This window comes from Apibacter sp. B3935, assembly GCF_009827705.1.
In the GTDB taxonomy this organism is placed as follows: domain Bacteria; phylum Bacteroidota; class Bacteroidia; order Flavobacteriales; family Weeksellaceae; genus Apibacter.
Genome location: NZ_WINL01000010.1, coordinates 1 through 571 on the forward strand (window position 1 = coordinate 1; position 571 = coordinate 571).

A 571-nucleotide genomic window follows, 5' to 3' on the forward strand; every position below is an offset into this window, starting at 1 on the left:
ACACAGACTCAGAAAGAACCCACCATGGTGCTGTCTCCTGCTGACAAGACCAACATCAAGGCCGCCTGGGATAAGGTCGGCGGCAATGTTGGCGAGTATGGGGCCGAAGCTCTGGAGAGGATGTTCCTGAGCTTCCCCACCACCAAGACCTACTTCCCCCACTTCGACTTGTCCCACGGCTCCGCCCAGGTCAAGGGCCATGGCAAGAAGGTGGGAGACGCGCTGACCAACGCTGTGGCCCACATAGATGACCTGCCTGGCGCCCTGTCCGCTCTGAGCGACCTGCATGCCTACAAGCTGCGTGTGGACCCCGTCAACTTCAAGCTCCTGAGCCACTGCCTGCTGGTGACTCTGGCCAGCCACCTCCCGTCCGATTTCACCCCTGCTGTCCACGCCTCTCTGGACAAGTTCTTGGCCTCTGTGAGCACCGTGCTGACCTCCAAATACCGTTAAGCTGGAGCCGCGGCGACTCTTGTCGGGGCCGGGGGCCCCTTTGCGCTCCGCGTACCTGCACTTCCTGATCTTTGAATAAAGTCTTAGTGGGCTGCACCTGCCTGCTGGTGACTCTGGC

The 571-nt window shown here is 60.8% G+C and carries 1 protein-coding gene; it reads left to right on the top strand.

Annotated features, from left to right (window positions below; genetic code table 11):
- Positions 1 to 453: hemoglobin alpha subunit family protein (locus GFV00_RS09670; RefSeq protein ID WP_185150429.1), on the top strand; the 453-nt coding region annotated here is incomplete at its 5' end.
- Positions 454 to 571: the final 118 nt, after the last annotated feature.